Annotated in this window: 16 protein-coding genes; 4 read left to right on the top strand and 12 right to left on the bottom strand. The window is 37.1% G+C overall.

Annotation, left to right across the window (positions count from 1 at the left end; translation table 11 throughout):
- Positions 1 to 2 precede the first annotated feature (2 nt).
- Both BLT95_RS03260 and BLT95_RS03255 read right to left on the bottom strand, forming a co-directional pair.
- Positions 3 to 1,970, bottom strand: a complete 1,968-nt coding sequence (locus tag BLT95_RS03260; RefSeq protein WP_089664715.1) for an ATP-binding protein — start codon at positions 1,968 to 1,970, stop codon at positions 3 to 5.
- 94 nt (positions 1,971 to 2,064) lie between these two features.
- Positions 2,065 to 4,992 carry an FAD-binding and (Fe-S)-binding domain-containing protein gene (locus BLT95_RS03255; protein ID WP_089664714.1) on the bottom strand — a complete coding sequence of 976 codons (2,928 nt, stop codon included), beginning with the start codon at positions 4,990 to 4,992 and terminating at the stop codon, positions 2,065 to 2,067.
- A 133-nt stretch (positions 4,993 to 5,125) separates the two neighbouring features.
- On the opposite strand from BLT95_RS03255, the gene BLT95_RS03250 reads away from it, so the two are divergent.
- Positions 5,126 to 5,629 carry a hypothetical protein gene (locus BLT95_RS03250; RefSeq protein ID WP_089664713.1) on the top strand — a complete coding sequence of 168 codons (504 nt, stop codon included), beginning with the start codon at positions 5,126 to 5,128 and terminating at the stop codon, positions 5,627 to 5,629.
- A 59-nt stretch (positions 5,630 to 5,688) separates the two neighbouring features.
- Here BLT95_RS03250 and bshA read toward each other — a convergent pair whose 3' ends face one another.
- The 7 genes from bshA to BLT95_RS03215 all read right to left on the bottom strand — a co-directional run bounded on the left by bshA (position 5,689) and on the right by BLT95_RS03215 (position 14,730).
- Positions 5,689 to 6,819 (bottom strand): N-acetyl-alpha-D-glucosaminyl L-malate synthase BshA, encoded by a 1,131-nt coding sequence (bshA, locus tag BLT95_RS03245; RefSeq protein ID WP_089664712.1) that lies wholly within the window; start codon positions 6,817 to 6,819, stop codon positions 5,689 to 5,691.
- 3 nt (positions 6,820 to 6,822) lie between these two features.
- Entirely contained in the window at positions 6,823 to 9,750 is a 2,928-nt protein-coding gene (locus BLT95_RS03240) for a glycoside hydrolase family 3 N-terminal domain-containing protein (RefSeq protein WP_089664711.1), read from the bottom strand.
- Positions 9,750 to 10,235 (bottom strand): ABC transporter ATPase, encoded by a 486-nt coding sequence (locus tag BLT95_RS03235; RefSeq protein WP_089664710.1) that lies wholly within the window; start codon positions 10,233 to 10,235, stop codon positions 9,750 to 9,752. Before BLT95_RS03235 ends, BLT95_RS03240 begins: the two co-directional genes overlap by 1 nt.
- A gap of 188 nt (positions 10,236 to 10,423) precedes the next feature.
- Positions 10,424 to 11,215 carry a (Fe-S)-binding protein gene (locus BLT95_RS03230; protein WP_089664709.1) on the bottom strand — a complete coding sequence of 264 codons (792 nt, stop codon included), beginning with the start codon at positions 11,213 to 11,215 and terminating at the stop codon, positions 10,424 to 10,426.
- Positions 11,216 to 11,245: 30 nt separating this feature from the next.
- Positions 11,246 to 12,586: a (Fe-S)-binding protein gene (locus tag BLT95_RS03225; protein ID WP_089664708.1), complete on the bottom strand. Its 1,341-nt coding sequence runs from the start codon at positions 12,584 to 12,586 to the stop codon at positions 11,246 to 11,248.
- A gap of 6 nt (positions 12,587 to 12,592) precedes the next feature.
- A complete protein-coding gene (locus tag BLT95_RS03220; RefSeq protein WP_172822562.1) occupies positions 12,593 to 13,546 on the bottom strand; it encodes an MlaD family protein in 954 nt (317 codons plus the stop codon).
- 56 nt (positions 13,547 to 13,602) lie between these two features.
- A complete protein-coding gene (locus BLT95_RS03215) occupies positions 13,603 to 14,730 on the bottom strand; it encodes an N-acetylmuramoyl-L-alanine amidase (RefSeq protein ID WP_089664704.1) in 1,128 nt (375 codons plus the stop codon).
- A gap of 136 nt (positions 14,731 to 14,866) precedes the next feature.
- Between BLT95_RS03215 and BLT95_RS03210 the strand changes: the two genes are divergently transcribed.
- Both BLT95_RS03210 and BLT95_RS03205 read left to right on the top strand, forming a co-directional pair.
- A complete protein-coding gene (locus BLT95_RS03210; RefSeq protein ID WP_089664701.1) occupies positions 14,867 to 17,560 on the top strand; it encodes a putative LPS assembly protein LptD in 2,694 nt (897 codons plus the stop codon).
- A gap of 48 nt (positions 17,561 to 17,608) precedes the next feature.
- A complete protein-coding gene (locus BLT95_RS03205) occupies positions 17,609 to 17,992 on the top strand; it encodes a RidA family protein (protein ID WP_089664699.1) in 384 nt (127 codons plus the stop codon).
- On the opposite strand, the gene BLT95_RS03200 is transcribed toward BLT95_RS03205, so the two are convergent.
- From BLT95_RS03200 to BLT95_RS03190, 3 genes are all read right to left on the bottom strand, one after another.
- Positions 17,989 to 18,360, bottom strand: a complete 372-nt coding sequence (locus BLT95_RS03200; RefSeq protein WP_089664697.1) for a methylglyoxal synthase — start codon at positions 18,358 to 18,360, stop codon at positions 17,989 to 17,991. The genes BLT95_RS03205 and BLT95_RS03200 overlap by 4 nt on opposite strands.
- Before the next feature lie 85 nt (positions 18,361 to 18,445).
- Positions 18,446 to 19,432, bottom strand: a complete 987-nt coding sequence (gene pfkA / locus BLT95_RS03195) for a 6-phosphofructokinase (protein WP_089664695.1) — start codon at positions 19,430 to 19,432, stop codon at positions 18,446 to 18,448.
- Positions 19,433 to 19,548: 116 nt separating this feature from the next.
- Complete coding sequence (locus tag BLT95_RS03190) at positions 19,549 to 23,976, bottom strand: translocation/assembly module TamB domain-containing protein (protein ID WP_231896402.1); 4,428 nt, start codon at positions 23,974 to 23,976, stop codon at positions 19,549 to 19,551.
- A gap of 70 nt (positions 23,977 to 24,046) precedes the next feature.
- Between BLT95_RS03190 and tsaD the strand changes: the two genes are divergently transcribed.
- Positions 24,047 to 25,069, top strand: a complete 1,023-nt coding sequence (tsaD, locus tag BLT95_RS03185) for a tRNA (adenosine(37)-N6)-threonylcarbamoyltransferase complex transferase subunit TsaD (protein WP_089664694.1) — start codon at positions 24,047 to 24,049, stop codon at positions 25,067 to 25,069.
- The last annotated feature ends 1 nt before the right edge of the window (position 25,070 follow it).

The raw sequence follows: 25,070 nt of genomic DNA, 5'->3' as shown, positions 1-25,070 counted from the left end.
TTTTAATCTTTATTTATTGGTAATGTGAAAATAAATTCGGAGCCCTCCCCCACTTCACTATGAACTATAATTTCTCCAGAATGTCTTTTTATTATTTCATTGGAAAGGTATAAACCTATTCCAAAACCTGCATATGTATAATCCTTATTACCTGCTATTCTATAAAACCTTTTAAAAATTTTATTCTGTTCTTTTTTTGCGATTCCTATTCCAAAATCTTTAATACTTACTCCAACATGGTCATCTTTTCTTTCGAACACCTTTATTATTACCTTATTACCATTAGGGGAATATTTAAAAGCATTGGTAACAAAATTTATTATAACCTGGCCTATTCTATCCTTGTCTGCATATACTTCGCATTGATTCTTATGTTCTAATTCTATTTGAACTTCCTTATTGGAATAGGAAATATCTTCAATGATATTCTCCACATGTTCATTCAGGCTGAAACTTTCTTTCTTAAGCTGTAATTCTTTTTGCTCTATCCTTGATAAATCGAGCATTTCTGAGATAAGCCTAATAAGTCTTTCTATTTGAATTTCTATTTTGTTAAGATAAGGCTTAACCGGTATTTTTTCATTATCTCTTTCTTCCTTCTCTTCTGAGGGAAGCATTGAAAGTAATAATTGTATATATCCTTTAATGGAGGTAACCGGGGTTTTTAATTCATGACTAACCAGCTTTAGAAAATCCTCTTTTCTTTTTTCTTCCTCTTTAAGCTTATGTATTTCTGTATTAGAAGCAATCCACGAGCTTATAACTCCTTCTTCATTTCTAATTGCTGTTGCTCTTGCAAGATGCCACTTCGCTTTTCCGTCTTTATTAAAAATTCTTAATTCAACATCCATATCTTCTCCAGATTCTAGGCTCTTTGCTACCAATTCTTCTGCTAGCTGCCTGTCATCAGGATGAATTAAGGATTGCCAGGGGTTTTCTACCAACTTTTCAAAACTTTTACCAGTATAGCTGACCCAGCTATTATTATAAAAAATTGGTTCTCCAGTAGCTGAAATCATTGAAATTTTATGAGGCATGAAATTTACCAGGTCCCGAAATTCTTTCTCACTTTCACGAATTTTTTTATTAAGAATTCCATGCTGGGTTACATCCTGAGCTATGACCGCAACCCCATCTACTTTGCCATGAATATTGTGCTGAGGCTGATAAACGAAATCAAAATACCCAAGCTTCATTTTTCCTTTATGATCATGCATAATGGGACGTTCCTGCGCGACATATGCCTCCCCGGTTTCATAAACCTTATTAAATATTTCAGGCATACCCTGACCGATCATTTCAGGTAGGATTTCAAATAATGGTTCCCCTTCTATCTCACTACCTTTCCCCCAAACTGATTTGATCGCATCATTAGCGATTTCAACAATCATATCTTTGCCCCTTAATATTGCAATGAGCGAATTTGAAGAGTGAATTAATTGTCTAAACTTAAATTCGCTTTCTTTGATCTTCTCGTGATATTTCGCTTTTGGTGTAACTTCCTGAGCTATGACTGCTACGCTATCAATTTGATTATGCCTGTTTTTTTGGGGTTGATATATGAAGTTGAAGTAAACTAATTCCTTTTTATCCTTCCGGGTTATATAAACAGGCATTTCGTAGCCGTATTGGGGCTCCCCCGTGTCCAGAACACCATGCAGTAAAGATTCTAATCCTTGTTCTCTTATATCTGGATGTACTTCAATCAGAGGTTTCCCTATTACCTTTTCACTCTTCTCCCAAAAATCCAATATTGGTTTGTTAGCCGTTTGAATTAGTAGTTCTTTCCCTTTTAATAAGGTAATCATGGAGGGTGAAGAAAGGATGAGTTCTCTATAGGAGTGAATTTCGTTTTTTAGTCTTTCATTTTCCGAATTAAGCTCCTTATTCTTTTTTTGGATAACGGCTACCTTCCGCTCACTTTCAATTAATTTCTTTTCTAAGGTTTGAAGACTTAATTCTTTATCCATTCCTGGTAATTACAGTTATCCCTATCGCTATTTGACAGGGTTAAATTTAGGGTTTTAGAGGTCTACTGTATTAATTTTAAAAAAGTATTAACATTCAGGATTTTTTCAATGCTTTTCTTAATATGCTAACAGGATGCTGAGCTATTCTTCCGGTACCATCCTTGATCTGATGCCTACAACTGGTTCCGTTAGCAGAAATAATTACAGCTTTATCAGCTTTTCTAATGGCAGGAAATAAAGAGTTCTCACCAATTCTCATGCTTATTTCATAATGTTCCTTTTCATAGCCAAAAGAACCCGCCATCCCACAGCAACCTGAAGGGATCATCGTTACTTTATAGTTTTTAGGGAAATTAAGAATATCAAAGGTTCTGGAAACATTAGATAAGGCTTTTTGGTGACAATGTCCATGAATTTTGATCGTGGCCGCTTTACTTGTAAATTGCTCCTGTTTGATATTTCCTAAAGCAATCTCTTGTTTTAGGAACTCTTCAATAATTAAAGAATTCTTCGCTACTTTTTGAGCTCCTATCTTATCATCTGCCAGTCTTAAATACTCATCTCTAAAACTCAAAATAGCAGAAGGTTCCACTCCAATTAAAGGTGTTTTATCTGAGATCAGCTCTTTAAAGATACTCACATTTTTATTGGCCAGTTCCTTAGCTTTATTTAAAAACCCTTTTGAAATCTGGCTTCGTCCACTTTCAGGATGATCTATAATTAATGTCTTGTAACCCAACCTGGCCAGTAAATTCAATGCATCTTTCCCAACTTCTACATCCAGGTAATTCGTAAATTCATCATTAAAAAGATAAACTGTTTTAATTGAATTTTCTATTTGAAACCGGGCTATATTTTTAAGATAGTATTGTTTTAAAGTTTGTTTAGCTATCACCGGTAACTCCCTTTCCTTAGCGACGCCCAGTAGATTCTTTGCTATTCCAGATGTAAAAGTATTGGACATAATAAAACGCGAGATTTTCGGAAATTTAGAAGCTCTGGCATTCTGCTGGGTAATATTGGCAAAAGCTTTATCCCTGAAACCGGGATTATTACTTTGGTGATATTGATGCAAGAATTCCGCTTTTAATGCAGCCATATCTACGTTAGAAGGACATTCGCTCTTGCAACCCTTGCAACTGATGCATAGATCTAAAACCTCTTTCAGTTCAGGATGATCAAACCGATTGGTTTTATTTGAATTTGTGAGAAATTCCCGCAGTGCATTTGCTCTTGCTCTGGTAGTGTCTTTTTCATCCTTAGTAGCGCGGTAACTTGGACACATGGTGCCACCGGATTCAACAGATTTTCTACAATCTCCACTTCCATTGCATTTTTCAGCAAGCCTTAGAATCCCATCGGTATCAGAAAAATCCATGATGGTTTCTATTTCTGGCTCTTCCCTGTCTGGAACGTATCTCAACAATGAGTCCATTGGCGGGGCATCCACTATCTTTCCGGGATTAAAGATGTTATCAGGATCAAACGTGAATTTTATTTCCTTGAGCAGCTCGTAAATCTTTTTACCGAACATCAATTCAATAAATTCGGCTCTCACTCTACCATCTCCATGTTCGCCACTTAAGGAGCCATTATACTTTTTAACCAATGTGGCAACATCCTTTGTAATATTTCTGAATAAGGCTACATCCTGAGATTTTTTAAGATTAAGAATAGGTCTTAAATGAATCTCCCCTGCCCCGGCATGCGCATAATAAACCGCCTGTTGGTCATACGATTCCATAATCTTACTGAAATCTGAAATATAATCTGCCAGCACAGGTATGGCAACTGCAGTGTCTTCTATACATGCCACCGCTTTTTTATCACCTTTTAAATTTGCCAGCAAACCAAGACCTGCCTTTCTTAACTCTAAAGCCAGATGAATCTGTTCATCATAAAGAACCGGATAGGCATAACCTAGACCTGAACTTGATAAGGTTTCCAGTAAGGCATCCACCTGTTGTTGCAATTCCACTTCAGAATCACTTCTAAGTTCTAACATTAAAATTCCCTGTGGATCTCCTTCAATAAAAAAACGATTATCCCTGTACTTATGACTCTCTTTAGTACAGTCTAAGATCACCTTATCCATCATTTCACAGGTGTAGAGAGAATGCTTCATCACAGGTACAACCGCCTGCATGCAGGCATCTACACTGGAAAAATGAGCAGCTACCATTGCCGCATTTTCTGGAGGCAGCTCATCTAACTGCAAGGTAATTTCAGTAATAAAGGCCAGGGTTCCTTCACTTCCCGCTATTAATTTTGAGAAATTGAAAGCTTGCCTGGATTCACTAAATATTTCTGTATTCAACAAATCATCAATGGCATAACCAGTATTTCTTCTATGAAGTTGGGATGGCGGGTAATTATTTAGAATCTCATCCTGATTTGCTTTATTTGTTAATTGAGCATCAATAAGACGATATATTTCGCCTTCTAAGTTTGATAACTTCAATTTTTCCTGGTATTCTGAAAGGCTAAGATCCTTAAATTCAGCTTTAGTCCCATCGCTTAATAAAACTTTAAGCGATATGAGCTTATCCCGGGTAGTTCCATATTTTATGGAAGTCGTTCCACTGGAATTATTACCCACCATACCCCCAATCATACAGCGATTGGAAGTTGATGTATTTGGTCCAAAAAACAATCCTGATTTTTCCAGTGTTCTATTAAGGTCATCTCTAATAACACCAGGCTCTACAACAACCCGTTTTTGGTCTGGTTCTATTTTAATAATATCGGTAAAATGTTTTGAAACATCAACCACTATACCATCACCCGTACATTGTCCGGCAAGAGAGGTTCCTGCCGTTCTTGGAATCAAAGAAGTACCATGTTTCTTTGCAAATTTGATAAGCTCCAAAAGATCCTTCTCATCCCGGGGAAAAGCAACTGCCAATGGAATTTCACGATATACTGAAGCATCTGTAGCATAAATACTTTTCCATAATTCATCATAATGTAATTTTCCAGATAAATTGCTGGAAAGGTCTTCTAGCGCATTCTTTAATTCCATACTCAAATTTAAAAGTTTTCCCTCATCTTACTTAACAGTTTTTTAATTAATATTAACAATACATTTGCTCGTACCTGCGTTGTTGTGTTAGTATTCAACATAAATTTGTCAACATCAAACAAAAAAATCAAACATGAAAAAATTAGTTCTTTTGGCAGCTTTTACTATGGGAGCTGTTTTATTTAGCAACCTTAAAGCTCAACAGATATCAGCAAATGCTCTTGGTCTAAGAATTGGTGACGGCGGTGGTGTTGGCGCTGAAGTTTCTTATCAAAGAGCCGTAGGAGGCGATAATAATCGTCTGGAATTTGATCTTGGATGGAGAGATGGAAATAATTATGATGCGATTAAGCTTGTAGGTCTATACCAATGGGTATGGAACATAGAAGGTGGTTTTAACTGGTACGTAGGTGCAGGTGCAGGTCTTGGAAATTATGACGACAACAGACGTGATGATGACTTTGACAGAAATGATGGTTTATTTGCCTTGATCGCCGGGGATATTGGTATTGAATATAATTTTGACATTCCACTGCTATTATCTTTAGATCTAAGACCAGAGATTGGATTTTCTGATTATAAAGATCATGATGATTTTACACCAGACATCGCATTTGGGATAAGATATCAATTTTAGATTTTCTTGAATAGGTTTAAGAAAAGGAAAAAGGTGAGGATTAAATTCTTCACCTTTTTTTATGCTTTAACCAATGCTTTCTCATAAAGCTCTTCGTACATAGGAACAATCTGATTAATATCAAATCGCTCTGCAGCATCTCTGGATTGCTTCTTAAACTTCAGCAACCTGTCATTATCTTCAAGGATAGAAAGAGCACTTTTAGACATACCTTCCACATCACCTACATCATGTAAAAACCCTGACACACCCTCAATATTAACTTCAGGTAAACCACCTGTATTAGAAGATATTACAGGGACTGACTGAACCATAGCTTCAAGTGCAGCCAAACCAAAACTTTCGGTTTCTGACGGTAATAAGAACAGGTCTGAAAAACATAAAATCTTATCTATTTCGTTACTCTGTCCTAAAAACAACACCCTGTCCCTAATATCTAATTCTTTAACCAGTTTCTCTGCAGTTTCCCTTTCAGGCCCTTCCCCAACCATCATTAATCTTGCTTTCACCTTCTTTTGAACCTCAAAAAATATCTTTACCACATCTTCTACACGTTTAACTTTTCTAAAGTTACTCACGTGAGTAATAATCTTTTCATCATCATGGGCCATTAACTCCCTTTGACAATCGGTAAAGATTTTTTGCTTAAATTTTGATACATCTATAAAATTAGGAATAACTTCTATTTCCCTTCTAATATCAAAGAATTTAAGAGTGTCTTCTTTTAAGCTTTTTGATACCGAAGTTACAACATCACTATTATTTATACTGAAAGTTACGGCTGGTTTATAAAAGGGGTGATTTCCCACCAGCGTAATATCGGTCCCGTGCAATGTGGTGACCATAGGGATATTTACACCTACTTCTTCCAGCATTTTTTTTGCCATATAGCCCGCATACGCATGCGGAATTGCGTAATGCACATGCAATAGCTCAATTCCATAATTCTTCACTACGTTTACCAGTTTACTACTCAAAGCAAGCTCGTATGGCTGGTAATGAAAAAGTGGGTACTCCGGTACATTCACTTCATGAAAGCGTATGTGACTGGAGATAGTCTCGAGTCTTACCGGTTGCTTGTAAGTCACAAAATGAACTTCATGCCCTCTTCGAGAAAGGGCTAAACCCAATTCGGTAGCTACAACTCCGCTACCTCCAAAGGTAGGATAACAAACAATGGCAATTTTCATTGGTTAAAAATCTATAGATTCGTATATCACTTTCTGGATCTCAGACCTAATATCTTCACGTATCAGTTTTCTATTATTAGAATCAGGATACGTTCTGTTAGATAAAAATACATAAACAATTTCTTCTTCGGGATCGGCCCAGGCAAAAGTCCCGGTAAATCCGCTATGTCCAAAACTCATCATTGAAACACAATTACAGGTAGGCCCTGAATCTCCAAGTTGTGGTTTGTCGAATCCCACACCGCGCCTTACATCATCTTCGCAATAATAACAGGTGTTATATTTGTCTATAGTTTCTTTTTTAAGAAATTGCTCTCCTCCGTAAGACCCTCCATTTAAATAAGTCTGCATGATCTTAGCGACATCATTGGCCGTACTAAACAGTCCTGCGTGTCCTCCTATTCCACCCTGCATCGCAGCTCCCTGATCATGCACATAGCCTCTAACAACCTGGCCTCTCCACAGTTGATCATTTTCGGTAGGTGCTATTTGCAGACTGTCAAATCTGGTTCTTGGTAAATATCCGGTATAATTTGCCCCGAGCTTTTTATAAAGATGTTCCTGGGTTATATTCTGCATGGACGAGTCATAATAAGCTTCCAGGTAATATTTCAGTAAATAATACGGCAGATCACTATACTTATACTGAAGTCTTCTCTCTAGTTTGCTGTTTCTGATAGTATTTAAAATAGTATCGCCGATGTCTTTTCTTATATACATTTTATCGGCTACCTGTGTATTATAATCTTCAGAAGGAAGGTTTCTGTAATATAAAGTAGACAGTTTTTTGGTTTTAGAATCTAACGTAGAAATATAAAAGGGAATCCAGGCCTGTAACCTTGCATAATGCATTAACATATCCTGTAACCTGATGTTTTTCTTATTAGAGTCTTTAAATGCAGGCAACAGATCGCCTAATTTAGTATCAAAATCAAGAACCTCCTTTTCATCTAACTCCATAACCAGGGGTAACGTCGCAAGGATTTTTGTTAAAGAGGCCAGGTCATAAACCGTAGTGTCTGTAACCGGTAATTCCTTTTCATACGTCTGAAAACCAAAATTCTTATCGTAAACCACTTTTCCTTTCCTGGCAACAAGAATTTGAGCTCCGGGAGTCATTTTTTCATCAATCGCATAATTGATTATGCTATCAATCTTCGTCAACTTAGCAGAGTTCATCCCGACACTTTCCGGGGAACCGTACGCTAGTCTGCTTATATTCCTGGTATTGAAGCCTGTACCCACAGGAAATTCATTCTTTATACTTACAGGAAGTTTTCCCCTCGCATCTACGGCACCAAATAAAACCTGAGCTACTTTCTTCTGAGCTACAGGGTGATTTTGATATCCAACGAGTATACCTTCCAGATTAGCAAAACTCTTTATATCCAGCAATGCATACGGACGGGTAAACAACGAAAGTACTGTTTTATTTTGCCTGGCTATTTCATGCAGCCAAACTAATTCTTTATTAGAAAACTTATAGGATGCCCATGGACTACTGTTAGATTTATGAAACCCAATAATCACATAATTATACTCTTCTAGTTTGGTGAGCAAGTCTGGTAATTTTTCAGCCTTTACCCAATCAACTTTGGTATATTTTCTCATCTGACTCAAAAACTGACTCCCATCATCATCCCCAAAATTCACATAAGCTATCTTCTGCTTAGCCAAATTTTTCACAGGAACCACGGCCTTATTGTTTTTTACCAGTGTAATCGCATTTTCATAGAGATCCTCCAGTAATGTTTCATCCCTGGCAGTATATAATTCTTCAATTAAAAAGTTTGTTTTAACAGGCTTGAAATTATTGAGCCCTACTTTATACTTAGCATAAAGTATCTTTTTTACGGAAAGCTCTAACCTTTCTTCAGATACATTTCCTGAATTCACTGCCTCTATAATACTTTGAGATGCTTTTCCAATATCCTCACTCATCAGGAGTACATCGTTCCCGGCAAGAAAAGCTTCCAGATCTACTTCTCCAGGTTCCTTATCTCGAGAAACTCCTTTCATATCAAGAGCATCGGTAAAAATCAACCCATTAAAGCCCATGTTGCGTTTTAGAATGTCTGATATAATAGACCTGGATAGTGAAGCTGGGTTTTCATCTCTAGGATCTAATGAGGGAACATTTAGATGAGCTACCATCACACTGCTTAAACCTTCAGGAATAAGCTCTTTATAAGGGTATAGTTCTATATCGTCAATCCTTTCCGAAGAAAAATTAACGGTTGGTAAAGTTTTGTGTGAATCTGAATCGGTATCTCCGTGACCGGGAAAATGCTTGGCGCTACTTAAAACACCTTCTCTATGCATTCCGTTCATAAAAGCAAGTGCTTTTTCAGTAACATTGATCTTATCTTCACCAAAAGACCTGTTTCCAATAATAGGATTATCAGGATTAGTATTAATATCTACAACCGGAGCAAAATTGAAATGAACGCCAAGTCTCCTTGTATGTTTTGAGATAGCAGCCCCAGCTTGTTCTATCAGTCTATTATCCTGTATGGCGCCCAGCGTCATATTCCATGGTAGTGCAAAGGTACTGTCAAGCCTCATCGCTAAGCCCCATTCTGCATCCATCCCTACCAACAATGGAACTTCAGACATTTCCTGAAACTCATTGGTAAGTTGTGCCTGTTTAACCGGTCCACCTTTTGAAAAGATCAATCCTCCAATATGATTTTCCCTGATCTGTTTTCTTATACTATCAGCTTCGTTCTCATTCTTAGACCAGATACTGGCCATAAATAGCTGGCCAACCTTTTCCCTGATAGTCATGGAATTGTATACACTATCTACCCATTTTTTTTGCTGAGGATAGTCTTCAGCAAATAACGGACTTGTAGTCTGTGAAATTCCCTGGTAAGAAATTAGGAAGAATAGTATGACTGTGTAAAAACTTGGGACTTGTTTCAACTTCATTAATTCATAAAACGTTTATGCCAACTTTCAGATGCCGGAACCTCCCAGTCTGAAAGATATTCGGCTTTATTATTTACAAGGTTATTAAATACAATGGTATTAGATGAAACCGCTTTCTGTTTAACCATCTTCCTGAAATCTGCAAGACTTTTATAAGCGACAAAATCTCCCTGTTTATAAGAAACATTCATCTTGTCTAATAGATCAACATTATAATCTTTCTCTAATTGCTGAATAAATTGAACAGAAGCATCTATTGAACACCCGGAGGCAGCATTTAATTGCTGGTCTAGTGCCAAAGTGATAAAGCGGTTGTATTTAATATCGTATGAAGCTTTGAGATCGGCGCCATGAGCGGTCCACTTTTCAATGAACACATCAAGTTTAGGGGTGATCTCCTGTAATTCTTCCTGGGTAAAAGACCTGTTGGCCTGATAGATCCATACTCGGGAACTATCGGGAAGGCTTTCAAATGGTACTAACATATAGGCTAAAATTGAATTGTTACAAATCTAATTTATTTAGCCATGAGGTCAAATATAGTACCCTGTTTTAACTTTTAGAATTTTTATTTCCCAAACCCAGAACTGTGGAAGAAAATATCCTCATTTTTCAAAGAGGGAAAAGATAAATTAGAAAAACTAATAAGAAAGCATTAGAGAAAATTACTAGATTAAAGATCTTCAGCGTTTGCGATCATTTCAGCAACGTCCATTACCGCCACACTGTCTTCTTTTTCCTTATTCTTTACGCCATCTGTCATCATTGTATTACAAAATGGACAACCGGCAGCTATGATCTCTGGCTTTGTTTCCAAGGCTTGCTCGGTTCTTTCAATGTTCACATCTTTGTTTCCTGGCTCAGGCTCTTTGAACATTTGACCGCCTCCTGCACCGCAGCAAAGACCATCTTTCTTACATTTCCGCATTTCAACAAGCTCTACCTCTAATTTTCTTAGAAGATCCCTTGGAGCTTCGTATTCACCGTTTGCCCGTCCAAGATAGCAGGGATCGTGGAAGGTGATCTTCTTACCTTTAAATTTTCCGCCTTCTACTTTTAATCTTCCTTCATTAAGAAGAGCTTTAAGGAATTGGGTATGATGCATCACATCATAATTCCCGCCAAGGGCAGGATATTCGTTTTTAATGGTGTTAAAACAATGTGGGCATGCAGTAACCACCTTCTTGATCTCGTAACCATTCAGAACCTCGATATTCGTAGCTGCCTGCATTTGAAAAAGGAACTCGTTCCCCGCTCTTTTTGCAGGATCCCCGGTGCAACTTTCCTCGGTTCCCAAAACGGCAAAATCTACACCAGCCTGGTGTAATAATTTTACAAAGGCCTTACTGATCTTCTTTGCGCGGTCATCAAAACTTCCGGCACAACCAACCCAGAACAAAACTTCCGGCTTTTTACCTTCTGCCATATATTCGGCCATTGTAGGAACCTTAAGTGCTTCTGCCATATTGTTGATCTTTATTCTTAGTTTCTTAAATTATTTCTCTTCTGCCCACTTTAAACGATCCATTTGATTATAAGGCCATGGCGCTCCATTATTTTCAATATTGGTCATCGCAATCGCCAGTTCATTTGGAGCGGCACTTTCTTCCATCACTAAATATCTTCTCATATCCAGAATGATTGAAAGCGGATCAATTCCTATAGGGCAAGCTTCTACACATGCATTACAGGTAGTACATGCCCAAAGTTCTTCTCTCAAAATATAATCATCCAGTAATTTCTTACCGTCATCTTCAAATTTTCCATTTTTGTTAATGATTTCTCCAACCTCCTCTACCCTGTCACGGGTATCCATCATGATCTTTCTGGGAGATAACTTTTTCCCTGTTTGATTTGCGGGACATTCTGAGGTACATCGCCCACATTCGGTACAAGTGTAAGAGTTTAATAATTGAACCTGATTAAGGTCAAAAATATCTGAAGCTCCAAATTTATCCGGTTCTCCTTCATCTTCCCCTTCAGCAGGAGCGGCAAAAGGATCGGCATTTGGATCCATCATTAATTCAACTTCTTTCTTAACAGATTCCAAATTATCAAATTCTCCCTGCGGAGTTAATTTTGATAAATACACATTAGGAAAAGCAAGAAGTATATGAAGGTGTTTAGAATAGTATAAATAATTGAGGAAAAATAAAATCCCCAGGATATGCAACCACCAGGCAGTTCTTTCAATGATTATTAACGTAGCATTACTTAAACCATCTAAGAATGGTAAAAGGAACTGACTTACAGGAAAGCTTCCCAGGATTCCAGCTTCAGAAGCATAATGATCTGCGCCATTCAATTGTAATTGATAATCTGCCGCATTCATCAAAAGAAACAACACCATTAACACCATTTCAAAATAAAGAATATAATTGGCATCATTTTTTGGCCAGCCTTTTAATTCTCTAGCTAAAAATCTTCGAATATGAGTAATGTTTCGTCGAATCCAGAAGATCACTACCCCTACAAATACTAAAAGTGCGAGTATTTCGAAACTTGCGATAAGAACATCGTAAAAACCACCCATGAAAGAGAAAATACGGTGGGTTCCAAAAATCCCATCTATAATAATCTCCAGAACTTCAATGTTTATAATAATAAAACCAACATATACAATAATATGAAGAAAACCTGCGATAGGTCTTTTTACCATCTTGCTTTGACCCATGGCTATTCTCGCCATTTTGGCGAATCTTTTCCCAGAATTATCAGAACGGTCTACTTCTTTACCAAGTTTTACGTTTCTAATTACTCTTTTAATATTTCTGGCAAAAAAGCCAATTCCTGCCACCAGGGCAATTACAAAAAGGATCTGCGCAACAATTTGCATGGTTGGTTATTTTAAAGAATCATTCGGCTCGTCATATGGCCCCGGGTTTTTACCAAATACTGAAAAATGAACATAACGTTTAGGATTCAATTTTATATCCTGTAGCAATTGCTCCAGTTGTTTGGTCGCCCTGTCAAGATTGTTATAAACAGCATCATCATTAATAAGTTTTGCCGCGGTCCCTTCACCATTATTCAGCTTGTTTGAAATCCCTTCAAAATCGGCTATCACCTTTTCAAGGTCTCCGGTGATCTTATTAATGTTCATATTTGTAAGTGTATCTGAAAACTTATTAAAGTTCGTAGACATCTCATCAAGATTAGTAAATGTTCTATCCAGTTTTTCAGAATTTCCTTTTACAATACCCTGTAATTCATCTGCGGTAACTCTAAATGAAGATACGGTTGCGTCAAGATTTCTGAAAGTTCCTCTTATATTATTTCGGGTAGAATCATCTAAAATTTCAGTGATTGCCGTAAGCATGGAGTCTGCACTTACTATGGTTCCTTCTAATTTATTTTGAAGAGGAGTTAGTCTGTCATTCACAAGCTCCATGATTCCTTCTTCCTTGGAGCCATTAAGCGTGTCTCCAGATTTCGCCATCCCCATATTTGCATTATATTCCGGGACAATAGCTAGAGATTTACCACCAATAATGCCTCCCCCATAAATCTGGGCCTGGCTATTTTTCGAAAACTGAAAGTCATTTTTTACGGTAAAGGTTACTAACAGGTCTCCAGAGGTGTTAAGGAAATCGATACTGGTGATCTGTCCAACCTTAAGCCCGTTAATTGTTACCTCTGAAGATGGAGATAAACCTTCTACATCATCATATACCGCATAGAAAGTTCGACTGTTATCCAGTAGATTCTCTCCCTTCAAAAAACTATAACCAAAAATTAAGATCACTATAGCAGTGATAGCTAGTAAGGCAGTTTTGACCTCTCTGGAATATTTCAAAAGCAATTTTTTTAGTGAATACGCACAAATTTAGAAATAAAAATAGAAAAGCCGTTCTATTTAAGCCTAGATTTTAACGCGTCATTAACCGTTATTTTTTGCTCATCCTTAAAGGCTACAATATAACTTGTTGTATATCCTTTCTTTATAGCATCCTGGTGAAGCTGTTGAATTTTTAAATAATCTGAGGTTTTACCGTAATAATACTTAAACAATTTTCCCTCTTTACTCCGGTCAATACCACTTAACCCCTTAAAATTATATGGTTTTGGATCTAACTTTTTGGAGCCTGCAGCTAACTGAACTCTAAAAACCACATTATCATAAATTTGCTGAGTAGCAGGTTTGCTTTCTGTTTTAGTATGATCTACCGGATGGCTTTTAGCAATTTTCTCTAAAAGACCAAGGTTTATGGTGTGACTGTATTCTACAATTGCAGCAGTAATAGCCCTTGCCATATCTTCCTGACCTTTATTACTATCTAAATAAGGCCCTTCCTGGTTATTGGTTAAAAAACCGGTTTCTACTAAAACGCTCGGCATATAGGTTTGATGTAATACAATTAAACCCATTTGCTTCACTCCACGATTCACCCTCTTAAGATCATTTGTAAATTCCTTCTGAACCATATCTGCCAGTAAGATACTTTGATCCAGATATTCTTCCTGCATGATGGTTAAGCCTATCGTAGATTCTGGTGAATTTGGATCAAAACCTTCATAGGTCACCTCATAATTTTCCTCAAGATAAATTACAGAGTTCTCCTTTTTAGCAACTTCAAAATTAGTATCACTTCTATTTAACCCTAGAACGAAAGTTTCGGTTCCTTTAGCCTGTGAGCTATGGGAATTACAGTGTACAGAAACAAAAAGATCGGCATTGGCTTCATTCGCAATTCTTCCTCTTTCAAATAATTCTACAAAGACATCGGTTTTTCGAGTATATACAACCTTAACCCCATCATATTTTTCAAGAGCTTTACCTATTTTCAAAATAATACTAAGCGCAATATCCTTCTCTTTAAAACCATTCCCCATATTTCCAGGGTCTTTACCTCCATGACCGGCATCCAGAACCACAACAAATTCATCTTTATTTGGTGGTACTTCTGCCGAAAAGACCGAATTAGAAACACTGAATAAAACAAAAGTGAATACGAAAAGTTTAAGTAAGTTCGTTCTCATAAAAAGCTAACGCTAATGTGGGGTGAATATTTTAATTAATATTTTTGCTGCACTCTCAAAACTCAGCTAAAAAAATATATGTAATTTTGAATTTGCAAAAAGCAAGCCAATCTGTACAAAAATAGCACTTAAAGCATTGCAAACAAATATCCCTAATAGTCTTTTTTGCTTAGTTTTCACGCTGTTCTTTTCCCTTGTTTTATACCCACAGGAGGTTGAAACATCTTCTATTCCGGTAGAAGCAGAAAAGGATTCGATAGCGCCTGCGATCAATCCTCAGGAAATCTCCCAGCAACTGCAACAACAGGATACTATTGCAAGAGATACTGTGAAAAAGCCTCAATTTCTTACCGATATTGTAAACTACACCGCTAAGGATTATATGCGGCTGAGTCCCAAAACCAATAAAATGTATCTCTATAATGAAGCTAAAATTGTATACGGAGATATGATCATTGAAGCTGGCTTGATCATTATAGACAATGAAAAAAATGAAGTATATGCATATGGTATAAATGATTCTACAGATACTTATTCTCAAACTCCAATTTTTACCCAGGCGCAAAGAAAAGTAGAACCTGACTCTATTAGGTTCAATTTTGATTCTCAAAGAGCTTTAGTCTATAACTCAAGAACCCAGGAATCTGAATTTAACGTGAAAGGGATGGTCACCAAACGTGAGAACGATTCTGTTTACTTCATGAAGAATGTTAGGTTTACCACTTCAGATGATATTGATGATCCAGATTATTTCTTTTATGCCCGGAGAATAAAATTTGTACCGGATAAAAAGATCGTTTCCGGGCTTGTAAATATGTATATCGCAGATGTTCCAACTCCATTAGGTCTGCCTTTTGGCTATTTCCCTTTAACAGATGAAGAAACATCCGGCTTTATAATCCCCTCTTTTGGAGATAGTCAGTTTGGCTATAATTTACAAAACGGAGGATATTATTTTGCCATAAGTGATTATGTAGACCTGCTTACTTTGGGTAGTTACTATACAAATGGGTCTTATACTTTCGAGTTTTCATCAAATTACGCCAAGCGATATAAGTATCGTGGAAATGCACGTGTGAGATATGAAAAGTTATTTAACAGTGAACGTGGTTTTCCCGATTTTAGTGAACGCTCCAGTTACAATATCCAGTGGTCTCACAGCCAGGATGCCAAAGCCAATCCTACTTCCAGGTTTTCGGCTTCGGTAAACCTTGGTAGCCAGGAATATTATCAGGAGTCAATAAATCAGGCGAATATTGGAAATCAACTGGTAAACACCTTAAGTTCTTCTGTTTCTTATAGCAAAACATTTCCCGGAGATCCCCAGGTAAATTTAAGCCTGGCAGCAAGGCATTCTCAAAATACACAAAGTGGCCAGGTAAATCTCAGTTTACCTACACTTCAACTAAGTATGGACAGGATCTATCCTTTTGCTTCAAAAGGAGGTGCTAAAAATGGAATTATTGAGAATGTAAATTTTCAGTATAGTTTAAGGGGCGAGAACCAGATGAATACGGTCGATTCTTTATTTTTTAAACCTGAAATGTTTAGAAATGCGAGACTGGGAGCTCAACACTCCATTCCTCTTTCTACAAATTTCAAGATATTGAAATTTTTAAGTGTTAGCACAGGAACCAGTTATGAAGAGACCTGGGTTTCCAAAACTTTCGAACGAAGTTATGATCCGGTTCTGGATGATGTGGTAATTGATACTATTAGGGGTTTTGACTCCTACAGAACCTATAATTTTAACGCGAGTATAGGAACAACGGTCTATGGTTTAAAAAACTTCGGAAAAGATAAAAAGATACAGGCAATTCGACATGTAATGCGTCCATCTGTTAGTTACAACATCAATCCAGCGTTCGATCAATATTACGACACCTATGAAAGAGATGATCTAACAACCGAAGATGAGATAGAGCTTGTGGATTATTCAAGATTTGATGGCACTCTTTATGGGGCTCCTGGAAGAACTTTTTCGAGTTCTATTGGATTAAGTCTTAGTAATACCTTTGAAGCAAAAGTGCGAGATAGAGATAGTACTGCGACAGAACCTAAAAAGATCACGCTCTTAAATAATTTTAGCGTAAGTACCAGGTACAACCTTGCAGGTGACTCTTTAAATTTATCACCTATTTCTATTCGGGGTTCTATCCCAATTGTTCAAAATAAACTGGACATCAATTTTGGAGGAAGCCTGGATGCCTATGCGCTCGATAACAATAATAGACGAATTGATAAACTGAATATTGAAAATGGAGGCAGTCTGTTTAGACTAACCAATGGTAGTGTGAATTTTGGATACTCTTTTAGCAGTAAGGATTTTGAAGGTGGAGAAGAGGAGGAAACTGACGAGTTGGAAAACGAAACCTTTAGAAACGGTGGCAGACCTGATGATCTTTTTGGAAAGGGAATGGGTCCAGACGGGGAACTATTTGAAGAAGATCCTTTTGAAGGGAAAGAAGAAGAAAATGAAAGCTCCTGGTACAACTACACAATCCCCTGGGATGTTAGACTTGCTTACTCCATGAATTACTCAAATAATGCCAGGCAGAGTGAAGTCTCTGCCCACTCCATTATGTTCAACGGTAATGTAGAACTCGCTCCAAAATGGCAGGTAGGTATTAGTTCTGGTTATGATTTGGTAAACAATGGAGTTACCCCTACGCAACTTAGGTTTCAAAGGGATCTTGATAGCTGGTTAATGAGTTTTAGCTGGGTTCCTTTTGGAAATAGAAAATCATGGAATTTCCTAATAAGAATTAAATCCAGCGTGTTGAGTGATATTAAATATGACAAGAGACGTGCACCAGACAGAAGGTTGTAGTAAGTAGAGAGCAATTTTTAAATTCAATTCAAATCTTAATTCAGAAATATGAAAAGAATTATTCAAACCAAAAACGCCCCGGCACCCATTGGGCCATATAATCAGGCGGTATTTGCCGGAAATACTTTGTATGTTTCGGGACAAATCGCCATAGATCCTGAAAACGGAGATCTAAAAACCGATGATCTGGAAGAAGAAACCGTACAGGTTCTGGAAAACTTACAGGCCATTCTTAATGAAGCAGGACTTACTTTGGAACATGTGGTAAAAACTTCCATTTTCATAAGTGACATGAATAACTTCGGTAAGATTAATGAGGTCTATTCCCGCTATTTTGATTCAGAAAATGCTCCGGCCAGAGAAACGGTGGAAGTAGCGAATCTTCCAAAATTTGTAAATGTAGAAATAAGTGCTATTGCAGTGAAATTCTAATTACTCAGTCCTTTTATCAATAAACTGGCAGTTGCAGGATTCGTTGCGAGGGGCACATTATGCACATCACACAAACGCATGAGCATAAAAATATCTGGTTCATGTGGATGCTTATCCATAGGGTCCCTGAAAAATATCACCATATCAACCAGGCCTTCAGCAATCCTTGCCGCAATTTGGGCATCACCTCCCAGCGGACCTGAAAGTAATTTTTCTACTTCATAGCCGGCAGCTTCTGTCTTGGAACCTGTAGTTCCCGTAGCAATGATATTTAATTGTTTAGAATGTAATATCTCACGATTTTCATTAAGGAACTGTACCATTTCAGGTTTTTTACCATCATGGGCAATGATCGCTATCGTTTTCATCTGTTATTATATTTATTTTTCCTGGTTCAGTACAAGTAGTTATAAAACAATTGGAGCAACATTGAAAATTGCCTGAATCTTTAATCTAAGTAGATAAAATCTCAGAAATCCTCAATAGATCTTTATTGATATTGTGTTTTCCTTTTAATGCCTGATCCAGGCTACAGGATTCCATTTCATTATTCAGCATTCCCACCATCAGGTCTTTTTTACCATCTAAGAGCAACTCCACCGCTTTTACAGAAAGTCTACTGGCAAGTACCCTATCAAAACAACTAGGTCTCCCTCCTCTTTGAATATGTCCCAGAACAGTTACCCTGGCATCATAATAAGGAAGGTTCTTTTTTACATATTCTGCCAGCTCAAATACATTTTTACCAATCTTATCACCTTCAGAAACCACTACGATGCTAGATGTTTTACCTGCACGTCTACTTCTTTCCAGCGAATCCAGAAGTCTTTCCAGGCCTAAGTCTTCCTCAGGAATAAGAATCTCTTCGGCTCCCGCACCAATCCCGCTATTTAGGGCTATAAAACCGGCATCACGTCCCATAACCTCCACAAAGAATAATCTGTTATGAGAACTGGCAGTATCGCGAATTTTATCAATCGCTTCCACAACAGTATTTAGCGCAGTATCATAGCCAATAGTATAATGAGTCCCATAAATATCATTATCTATAGTTCCCGGAACTCCAATTACGGGGATCCCGTGCTCCTTACTGAAAACCTGGCCCCCACGAAAAGTACCGTCTCCTCCAATTAAGATCATAGCATCAACATCAGCCTCTTTTAAGTTTTTAGCAGCTTTGGCCCTCCCCTCTTGAGTAAGAAATTCTTTTGAGCGGGCAGATTGCAAAATTGTTCCGCCCTGATTTACAATATTTCGAACGCTTCTAGCATTCAGATTGATTGACTCACCATTGATCATTCCCTGAAAACCTCTGTAAAAACCAACACAATCGGTATGGTAATAAGCACAGGTCCTTACAACGGCTCTAATTGCAGCATTCATTCCTGGTGAATCTCCTCCAGAAGTCATTACTCCAATCCTTCTCACTTTTTTACCCATAAAAATTTATTTGAATTTTAAATCTACAAACTAAATTTTAGATTTTAATGTCCTTTTTATTTACTCCAAAGTTAGCAGGACAGAATAGAACGCTGATTAAATAAACATTAAAAATCTCAATTTTCGTCTGCTGAAGGGAAATTGATATAATCTGGAGCGAGGGATTTAGCAGACTCTTTTCTTTCCTGATCTGAATCTAATTCTGCTATTTCTGTATTGGCAATCTTTCTTATAAGTTCTTTAAAAGTATCGAAATCTACCTTATATGAAAGTCCAACTCCCTGGGTGAACCCTATTTCTTCTCCAATAAACTGTATATTATTTTCCCTGTTGAAAACCTTTGCCCGAAGTGTTCCATCTTCATTTAATAAGAATTCTATCTCAAGATCGCCAATAATGACCGACTCTGTAACTCCACCAATAGGAACTCCCACCTGGCCATTTATAATTACCCGATCTGAAATTTGAGTAGAAAGTGTAAGACCAAATCTATCTACTGTTTGCTGGTCTGGGGTACGGTCTCCCTGAACGTAATTTACACCTACCTGAAATTTTCCTTCATCATTAGCAAAAATATCATTCACTATACTGGAAGCACGTTCAGCCAAAGTGCCATAAATCGCTGCACCCCGAAGACCAAATTCACTGTAAAAAGTTCCCTGGGTAACGAGAAACAGGGCTTGTAATTCCGTAGTTGCCCTATCATCAATTCTATATTGCAACTCAGATTTCACCGTAGAGCTGGCACTTGGAAAATCAATTTCGAAACCAATGTCTGGTTGTTCAATTTTACCCTGAAGATTTATTACAACATCCACAGGAATCTTACGGTTAACGGATGGATTTTCTAATAATACTGCGGGATTGGCGTTTAAAGAATAAACCGCACTAACATCTAATTGAGCATCTGTAGGATCACCGTCCCAATTTATACTACCGCCAGATTCTACCGTAAAAACTTTTTGAACAAGACCGGCATATTTAAAATTGTAAACACCTTCATAAACAATGAAGTCACCCCACATATTAAACTTTCCGTTGGTATTGATCTCCAGTAAAAGATTTCCTGAACCTCTTCCCCTCAAAGTACTTCCACTGGTTTTATCTACTACCACTTCAACTTCAGCGTCGTTGGTGATATCAAGATCAAAGATCATTTCAATTCCCTTCACCTCTGGCAATTCAAGCTCCTCTCCTGCTAGTCTCGCAGCCTTTTCTTCGGGGCTTAAAAACCTGATAAAAGAATTATCACCCACAGATTCGGTATCGCTAAGAGGGATCTTAAACACCGTGCCTCTTTCAGTCGCTGCATTTACATCAATAACCAATTCATCTGTAGGGCCTTTAATAGTTGCCTCACCATCAATAAATGCTGTTCCATAATACAATGCATCTTCATCTGCTTTTGTATCCAGCACCAGCATTCTATCTGAATTTAACGAAAGATCGAGAAACCATTCCGAAAAGTTTCTGTGAGAAATAGTTCCATCCAGAACTCCTGCAGTTTTATATTTTGTGTCTACAATATCTATATTATCAAATACAAATTGCTGTTTCGTTAGATTTACCCTGGTTTCATCCTGAAAATCTATATCTACATTTAAATAGGGGATCTTTAATCCCGCTTTATTTAGTCTCAGACTTCCGGAGAAATTGGGATTTTTATAGTTCCCTGTAACAAATGCCCTTCCAGAAGCAAATCCTCTAATATCTGTAAGCACGTCAGCTCCCAGGGCTGTAAAAATGGACATGTTTAGCCTGTTAAGGTTTACTTCCAGGTCTATAGCAGGTTCATTACCACTTACGTTAATTCCTCCAATTGCCGAGAGGGATTCTAAGCCTTTCTTCTGAAGGACCGCATATACCGAGTAATTGGTAAGATCTGTATTCCCCTGTACATCCATTTGAAGATTCCCCATATAAGTGTCATTTACCTGAAGTGAATCTATTTTAAGATTGGTATTTGGATAATAGGCACCCTTTTCCTGCAGCAGATCCAGATCTCCGTTTAAGGTTCCGGCGAGGTCGAGACTATCAATTTCAGGAGTGATTTTACCAATATCTACATTAGAGAATTTCATTTTGAAATTTTTATAGGTAGAATCCCGCATCTCTCCACTTAAGCGTATTTCTTCATTTTGATGGCTCATTACCAGGGAATCTATTTTAAGATCCCTGAAATTATTATCAAACACTATTTTATTACTTCTATTATTCTCTTCATTCAAAAACCAGATCTTGTCTTTAAATTTAAAATCTGACTGTTGAATACCCACCACAGATTTGTTATTCTCGTTAATGGTATGGAATAAATTTAGATTAAATGCATCATCATTCCCCCCGCCTCCTTTAAATTCTGAACGGATAAAAAGCGTATCTCTCTGGGTTACGTTAATAAAGCTGAATTCAGAAAAATTATAAAAATCAGTAGCGACACTATCGGCTTCAAAAAAGGTATTATAAATAGGATTGGTATTATCAACTTGCAGATTGATTTCTTCCACCATATTGTTAAAAATATCTATTCTAGGAGATTTAAATGTCAATCTAAATTCAGATTCGTCAGACTCTACCCTGCCACGAATAAACGTATTGGGAGCAAGCTCAATCTCAGGATAAAACACTTCCACGATCTGATTATAGATATCAAAATCAAACTCCATATACTGGTTAGTCGTGATGGTTTGTGCTTTATAATTGGTATAAATACTACCAATAGAATTTTCTACAAGAGCTCCAACTTCATTAAGCTTGAAAACCCCCTTAACCTCTCCATTAATAACATCTGGAGAATTAATGGTAATGGTACGAACAGGACCCTCAAAACTTGAAGAAACACTAAGGTCATCAAAATAATAGAGATCATTTTGATTTTTATAAGACGTATTTAAAAGTAAGATATCACCAAAAGCATTATCAATATTGGTTCCCTTCATATTCATGATCACATCTCCCTTAAAAACCGAAATGCTATCCCTGTTTACAAAGTTAAGGGTGTTCAAATCTGCATATTCAACTGATGCTTCAAAGTCATATACATTAATATCTTCTGAAACATCAGCAAGACCATTAAATTCCATTTGAAGATTTGGATCATCAGAAACGAAATATCCATTAAATAGAGGATTCCGTAGATTCCCTATGACCCTGATGTTTTTGTAGGTATAATTATTATATGTAAATCTTGAAATAGCTCCTTTTAGCTGAGTGTTAAGATCTTCACGGGCAAATCCACCTCCGTCAAAATCCAGGTTAAAACTGGTTTTGCCAAATTGGTTATTATCTAACAGCCTCCCAATATTGAAGTCTTTAAAAATAAGTTTCCCTTTGTATGTAGAAGCTGAAGAGCTATTATAATTACGCAAAATAAAATTGGCATTTGCAGAGCCTAACTGGCTGCTCAAGATCACATCTGCATCCAGGGATGAATTGGTCACGAGCGTATTCCCTTTTAAATTCACATTGCCAAAATCCCGAAGGGACTCAGGTAATTTTCCTCTTAGCGCACCGGGAAGAAAATTAACCATGTCATAATAATTCGTATTGAAATCTGAAAAACTTCCGTCTAAACTAAAAGTATCAGGCTGCCTGGAAAAGGAACCTTTGATCTGGAAGTCTCCGTAGATCTCAGTCCTATCAAGCCCTTTCAATTTAAAATTATCAAGTTTGAAATCATTTAGCGTTCCGGTGAGCTTTGTTTCAAATTGCAATAATTGATCATCACCAAAACCGTCATAAAAAGCCTGAAGATCATTACTGGATAGTATACTTTCTCTGAAATCTGCTTCTACCTGCACGAGATTTTCAAAATCTGAAAAATCTGAAAGATCATAATTAAAATAAAGATCAGCATCTATTAATGAAGCCGGCGTTTGAAGCTTCATGCCTACCAGGTTCATTTTATTAGGATCGTAATGAAACTGGGTAGAAAGATTATCAATATCAATCCCGCGATGTTCATACCCCTTTAAACTTCCAATATCAATATCTATATTCTCATCATCTATTTCTAATTCATTCGCATAAATACTTAGATTATCTACAACAAGAACATCTTGTTTATCTAGGTTCTCGTCTATATAACTATACCTGCTATTAAGGATTTGAACATTTTGTGCATGAAGTTCAAAGTGAGTGGAATTTCCAGTTGGCTCTTTTCGCAGCTTTTCTATAAGAATTCCAAGGTTATCTTTATCCTCATTCTTATATCGCTTCATTTCCATATTTAATCCATCAATACGCGTATCGCCTAAATTTGGAGAATTGTTAATAAGATTGGTGAAGCTAAGTATAGAAGACCTAATCTCTTTTGCAGTTAATAACGTGTCGGCATGATGATCTTCCACATAGATATCATTGAGTTTTATATCCCCGAAATAGCCAAGAGAAACGCGGCCAATAGAAAGGTTTACATCATTTTTTTCACGAACGGAATCGGTAAGCCTTTTAGCCACAGATGTTTGCACTGCAGGAATAGAAAATACTATCAATAAAATAATGAATAACAAAACGAGGGCTACCATCGTTTTAGTTAGTATTTTCAAGAATTTTTTGATACGTTATTATGTTTTAACTTTGCTACAAATTTACAACTTCTAAGTCCAATAATTTCTGATGCCAGATCAAAAAATAAACATTCTTGCTATTGAATCTTCCTGTGACGATACAGCTGCTGCTGTACTTTGCAACGGAAAAATACTGTCTAATATTGTTGCTACCCAGGAAGTTCACAAACAATATGGAGGAGTAGTTCCTGAACTGGCCTCCAGGGCACACCAGCAAAACATTGTTCCTGTGATCCATCAGGCATTGGCAAAGGCAAATATCGATAAAAAAGATGTTTCTGCAATCGCCTTTACCAGGGGCCCCGGATTAATGGGATCTCTTCTGGTTGGAACTTCTTTTGCCAAGTCACTTTCCATGGGATTAAATATTCCGCTTATTGAAGTAAATCATATGCAAGCCCATATTCTTGCTCACTTTATAGAAGAAGATGGTTTTGACAAACCACAGTTTCCTTTTTTAGCAATGACCATTAGCGGTGGTCATACCCAAATCGTCATGGTGACAGATTATTTTGAGATGAAAGTAATTGGGGAAACTATAGATGACGCTGTAGGTGAGGCTTTTGATAAAAGCGCAAAAATATTAGGTCTTCCTTACCCCGGTGGACCTTTAATAGATAACTATGCCCGGGAAGGCAATCCAAAGACTTTTAAATTCCCAAAACCTAAAGTGGACGGATTGAATTTTAGTTTTAGCGGATTTAAAACTGCGGTTCTTTATTTTGTTCAAAGAGAAACAAGGAATGATCCTGATTTCGTAGAAAAAAATCTCAAGGATATATGTGCCTCTATTCAATATACCATCATAGGAATTCTAATGGATAAGTTAAAAAAAGCCGTTAAAGAGACCGGAATAAATCGAGTTGCCATAGGCGGTGGGGTTTCAGCTAATAGCGGTATTAGACAAGCCTTGAAAGATGCTGAAAAAAGATGGGGGTGGACATGCCATATCCCAAAATTTGAATATACTACAGACAATGCGGCCATGATTGGAATTGTAGGCTATCATAAATATCTTAAAAAAGATTTCGCAGATTTTTCTGTAACCGCACAATCCAGATATAAGTTTTAAT

Source organism: Gramella sp. MAR_2010_147 (assembly GCF_900105135.1).
Taxonomy (GTDB): domain Bacteria; phylum Bacteroidota; class Bacteroidia; order Flavobacteriales; family Flavobacteriaceae; genus Christiangramia.
This window is presented reverse-complemented; position numbering and strand designations above follow the sequence as displayed.

Coding starts and splice junctions, on each gene's coding strand:
- BLT95_RS03225 (WP_089664708.1), bottom strand. CDS start 12,586: ATGCAAATTGTTGCGCAGATCCTTTTTGTAATTGCCCTGGTGGCAGGA.
- BLT95_RS03235 (WP_089664710.1), bottom strand. CDS start 10,235: ATGTTAGTACCATTTGAAAGCCTTCCCGATAGTTCCCGAGTATGGATC.
- BLT95_RS03255 (WP_089664714.1), bottom strand. CDS start 4,992: ATGGAATTAAAGAATGCGCTAGAAGACCTTTCCAGCAATTTATCTGGA.
- BLT95_RS03200 (WP_089664697.1), bottom strand. CDS start 18,360: ATGAAAACGATAGCGATCATTGCCCATGATGGTAAAAAACCTGAAATG.
- BLT95_RS03215 (WP_089664704.1), bottom strand. CDS start 14,730: ATGAGAACGAACTTACTTAAACTTTTCGTATTCACTTTTGTTTTATTC.
- pfkA (WP_089664695.1), bottom strand. CDS start 19,432: ATGGGTAAAAAAGTGAGAAGGATTGGAGTAATGACTTCTGGAGGAGAT.
- BLT95_RS03250 (WP_089664713.1), top strand. CDS start 5,126: ATGAAAAAATTAGTTCTTTTGGCAGCTTTTACTATGGGAGCTGTTTTA.
- BLT95_RS03240 (WP_089664711.1), bottom strand. CDS start 9,750: ATGAAGTTGAAACAAGTCCCAAGTTTTTACACAGTCATACTATTCTTC.
- BLT95_RS03205 (WP_089664699.1), top strand. CDS start 17,609: ATGAAAAGAATTATTCAAACCAAAAACGCCCCGGCACCCATTGGGCCA.
- BLT95_RS03260 (WP_089664715.1), bottom strand. CDS start 1,970: ATGGATAAAGAATTAAGTCTTCAAACCTTAGAAAAGAAATTAATTGAA.
- BLT95_RS03230 (WP_089664709.1), bottom strand. CDS start 11,215: ATGGCAGAAGCACTTAAGGTTCCTACAATGGCCGAATATATGGCAGAA.
- bshA (WP_089664712.1), bottom strand. CDS start 6,819: ATGAAAATTGCCATTGTTTGTTATCCTACCTTTGGAGGTAGCGGAGTT.
- tsaD (WP_089664694.1), top strand. CDS start 24,047: ATGCCAGATCAAAAAATAAACATTCTTGCTATTGAATCTTCCTGTGAC.